General features: G+C 48.4%; 4 protein-coding genes and 1 pseudogene. 4 read left to right on the plus strand and 1 reads right to left on the minus strand.

Annotated elements, in window-relative coordinates:
• Nucleotides 1–472: N-acetyltransferase (locus Q0294_RS02000; RefSeq protein WP_299460363.1), on the plus strand; the 472-nt coding region annotated here is incomplete at its 5' end.
• 97 nt (nt 473–569) lie between these two features.
• Nucleotides 570–1,298 (plus strand): creatininase family protein, encoded by a 729-nt coding sequence (locus Q0294_RS02005; RefSeq protein WP_299460366.1) that lies wholly within the window; start codon nt 570–572, stop codon nt 1,296–1,298.
• 126 nt (nt 1,299–1,424) lie between these two features.
• Here Q0294_RS02005 and Q0294_RS02010 read toward each other — a convergent pair whose 3' ends face one another.
• On the minus strand, nt 1,425–2,555 hold the full coding sequence (locus tag Q0294_RS02010) for a hypothetical protein (protein ID WP_299460368.1): 1,131 nt from the start codon (nt 2,553–2,555) through the stop codon (nt 1,425–1,427).
• 437 nt (nt 2,556–2,992) lie between these two features.
• On the opposite strand from Q0294_RS02010, the gene Q0294_RS02015 reads away from it, so the two are divergent.
• On the plus strand, nt 2,993–3,787 hold the full coding sequence (locus Q0294_RS02015) for an RDD family protein (protein ID WP_299460369.1): 795 nt from the start codon (nt 2,993–2,995) through the stop codon (nt 3,785–3,787).
• Nucleotides 3,780–4,211, plus strand: a pseudogene (locus tag Q0294_RS02020) (stage II sporulation protein M); the annotation flags it as partial. The gene Q0294_RS02015 and the pseudogene Q0294_RS02020, both read left to right, overlap by 8 nt.

Consider the following 4,211-nt stretch of genomic DNA (forward strand, 5'->3'; position numbering starts at 1 on the left):
GGATTATCTGATGCTGGATATTCAAATCGATCAAGCAAACCTGAATGATTGTGACATCATTACTGAATTTAACATCCGGTTGGCCGAGGAGACGGAATCCAAATCTCTGGACAGAGAACTGGTTCGGTCCGGTGTCATTGAATCTCTGGGTAAGGAACGTGGTTGCCAGTACTATGTCGCCCGCTATCAGAAAAATGTGATCGGCCAGTTGATGTTCACACGCGAATGGAGTGATTGGCGAAACGGCGAGTTCTGGTGGTTTCAAAGTGTATACGTACATCCGGACTATCGTCGGCAGGGCGTGTTTCAGCGCCTGTCAGAGCATCTTCAAACACTGGCACAATCAAACCCCGATGTGGTCGGGCTCAGGCTTTATGTGGAAGAAGAAAACGAACGTGCCCAATCGACGTATCGTCAGCTTGGTTTTCAATTTCCCGGCTATCATGTCATGGAAAAAATGCTGGAACGTTGACTCGCTCATCCCGTTAATGATATACCAGTCAATGCCAAACAAACTCGTTCCTGATTGCTGCTTACAACATTAAATGAAACTGCAGGAAACCGACTCCATGTCTGAATCAAATCGTCATACCAGCGAAGTCCTCCTCCATAAACATACCAGACGGGAATTTCGAGAACGGATGCAGTCGGGTGAATTGAAGGCATGTATTATTCCCGTCGCAGCCACAGAGCAGCATCTGGAACATCTGGCAATGGAACACGATTGGAGAAGTGTGATGCTGGTGGCAACAGAAGTTGCCAGGCAACTGGCCCCGCAAGTCATCGTGGCTCCTTCCATGAATATCGGTATCAGCGAGCATCACATGCGGCATCCGGGCACATTGTCTGCCCTGCCCGGCAGTTGGCTCAGTGTTTTATTTGATACGATTCGCAGTATGCATCAGGCCGGCTTTAACAATATTCTTGTTCTGAACGGCCATGGCGGGAACATCGCCCCCTGCCTGGGGATGTGGGGACAATACCAGCAACGTCTCGAAATCAATCTGCACTTTGAATCGTATTGGAATCTGCTACCTGAAGAAGTCGCGATAGCCAATTTGAAAACAAAACGCTGGCCCGGTCATGCTCAGGAATTTGAAACGGCATTTGCCCTGGCAGCATTTCCCGAAAACGTGCGTCAGAACGCCATGCAGGATCAGGTAGACCGGGAACCTTTGGAAGCCACCGCAGAAGCGGGGCAAATCATGATCGACGAAATTGTCAAGCAGGTTTCACAATATGTAGCTGGCATGATCGACGGAACAAACACAGCCGAGATTCCCCCGTTTCATCCGTGAAAGATAAAACAGGGGAACTTTCTGCTGCTCAATTCTAGAGCGCATCACATATTACCATAGCGTCTTTCAATCTATTATACTCGGTCCAAATGACCTTGGAGACGCTACAGTAAAACTGGACACAGTCTATTTACCGGGCTGGCAGTGCGACAGAGCCAATAAGGCATAAGCGGTTGCCAGATTGGGGTCGGCTTCGTACCAGCGTTCCGCTTTGTTTGTCCAACTGCCATTCTCATGTTGCAGCCCAGCCAGATGGTTGACCAGCTCTGCCCGCCAGTTGTGGACACCACCGTCAGCATCCTTGAACTGCTTGACCTGCATCGTGTCCAGCGCTTTGGCAAAGGTGTGAAAGTAATAATAGAGCCCCTGCTGTCCCATCCCGGGATTTTCTTTCAACGAATAGTGGCGGCGAATCCACTCGTTCGCAGCCTTGACCCTCTTATCATTCTGATCCACGCCGGCATAAATCATGCTTTTGAGGCCGGCATACGTCATGCTGCCATACGAACGCAGTCCACCATCGGGAGTCATACCCGCCTGTGAAGTTCCACCAGCAGCCGGCGTGTAATAGAAACCACCATCATTAATCTTGGATGAAAAGGGGGTTGTATTATATTCCGACTCCAGATTTTGTGTGCGAGAAACAAAAACCAGCGCTTTCTGAATCGCCGGATCATCCGATTTCACACCCGCTTTTCGCAGTGCTTCAATCAGATACTGTGTATTAGACAGGTCAGGTCGTTGATGACTTCCATAGCCGGCTCCCCCAAAGGCAGTATCTGAGGATTCCAGACCTTCTCCTTCATCCCATTGCAGATCCCGCAAAAACTTTTCTGCATTTTTGATAATGGCATCGTAACGCCCCCCCTGATTCGCAGCGCTCAATGCCATGATGGAAATACAGGTTTCATAATTGCGATGATTACTTTTCGCATAATAGATCCCGCCATCTTTCTGAACAAAACCTTCGAGCCGTTTGAGTGCTTTGGCGACGACAGGGTCACTCGCGGGAACACCGCTTTCTAACAATGCCGTCGTGACCAGCGCACTGATTCCCGGCACGGTTTCTGTTGTCCACAGCCCATCATCCAATTGACTGTTCTTTAGAAAATTGATTCCCTTCATTTGTGTATTTTTCAAAGTCGGCAGGTCGACTTCGGTTACAGCAGGCTCTTCAGCACTGGCTGTCGAAAATAAACTTGCCAGAATCATGACACAGAGACTCGCAGCACTCAAAATTCGACGATACGCTAACATCAGATGTTCCTCACTCTTACTGCAATATGTTTCGAAATGCAAAAGTATCATCATTGCCGGAAATGCACCGCCAGTAGAAAAGCTTCGACGTACGAATTTCCACGAGACCAATTCGAATCGGCCTGAATGATACTACATGTGATTGCCCGTCGGTGATACGCAGATTATATACTGCCGCTTCGAACTTATAAAACGCTGAAATAGAGATTTCATAAAAAATCAGGTGTGTCTGGATAACAGTACTCGGTTATGCCTATAATGTCACTAAATTAGTGTATTGTCTGCCCTCTCAGTATTTTCCGCCCCGAAACGATCCATGCATTTTCCGGCATTCGTGTTTCATGATATCATCCACTACCTTCGATGAAATAAACACTGGTTCTGCTGCTATTCCTCAGTGGGACGATTCAGCCAGGCGAGAAGTCCTTGGCTTGGAAATGCAGATTGAAACGCCGGAAAATGTGGTTTTGACTTATCAACTTGCAGGTCCCGCACAACGCTATATCGCCTACATGATCGACCTCGCTATTCGTCTGGCGATCATGTTCGGCGTGATGATGGTCGTTCCAATGATGGGGATTGTCTTACCGGGAACGGCAATGGGGCTCCTGCTGGTCATGATGTTCCTGAATACCTGGGGCTACTACACGATTTCAGAAGGGTTCTTTAAAGGGCAGTCCATTGGTAAACATTTCTGCGGGCTGCGCGTGATTCGCGACGGTGGTTACCCGATCACATTCTGGCCGGCACTGCTGAGAAACCTTGTTCGCAGTGCAGATGCGATCGTCTTTTATGGAATTGGCATTACCTCGATGCTGCTGACGCGACGCTTTCAAAGACTGGGTGATCTCGTGGCGGGAACGGTTGTCATTCAGGAACGCTCTCTGACACTGCCAAGAAAGCCAGTGATCCTCAATAAAATTCAGCCGCTGAATAAAAATGAAATCGGCAGTTACTTACCTCGCGATGAAGTCCTCTCGCTGATTGACGAATTTATCGGACGCAGGCACGTGCTCACTTACGAGCGGGGACATGCATTGGCTGGAATCTTAGCCAGGAATCTCGCTGAACGATTGAATTATTCTGGTGACCCGAAAAAAGTCGCACAATACCCGATGGCTTTTCTGGCGGCCGTCTATAAAACATTCAGCTTTGCTCAAGAGGAAGAAGAACAGGAACTGGTCTCTGCTTATCATCCCCGAAAACCATCTGCGGGGGTGAAACTTGAATAAACACAAATTTATCCAACAGCGTCGACCGCATTGGAAACAGTTTGAAGATTTTCTTGCAAGTGCCTCAGGAAAATCGCTGGCAAAACTTCCTGCAGAAGAAATTTCAAAATTTTCACAACTGTTGCGTGAAGTCTCCCATGATCTAGCCACTATTCGATCGCGTGGCTGGGGCCATGATTTGATTTCATATCTGAATGATCTGGTCGCCCGCGGTCATAATTTGTTTTATAGTGCGCCACCCACAAATTTTGCCAGCATGTATCGTTATCTGGCGGTTGATTTCCCACGACTCTTTCGCGCCAACATTGGCTACTTTCTCACTGCATGCTTATTGTTCTTCCTGCCACTGGCTGTCAGCTGGTGTGTGGTCCAGAATAACCCGAATCTGGCAAACAGGGTGATCCCAGAAGAAGTAATGGCCAGC

This window comes from uncultured Gimesia sp. (assembly GCF_937919775.1).
Taxonomy (GTDB): Bacteria; Planctomycetota; Planctomycetia; order Planctomycetales; family Planctomycetaceae; genus Gimesia.

Excerpts from the sequence above, each read along its gene's own strand:
- Q0294_RS02005 (WP_299460366.1), top strand. The coding sequence starts at position 570 with ATGTCTGAATCAAATCGTCATACCAGCGAAGTCCTCCTCCATAAACAT.
- Q0294_RS02010 (WP_299460368.1), bottom strand. The coding sequence starts at position 2,555 with ATGTTAGCGTATCGTCGAATTTTGAGTGCTGCGAGTCTCTGTGTCATG.
- Q0294_RS02015 (WP_299460369.1), top strand. The coding sequence starts at position 2,993 with ATGCAGATTGAAACGCCGGAAAATGTGGTTTTGACTTATCAACTTGCA.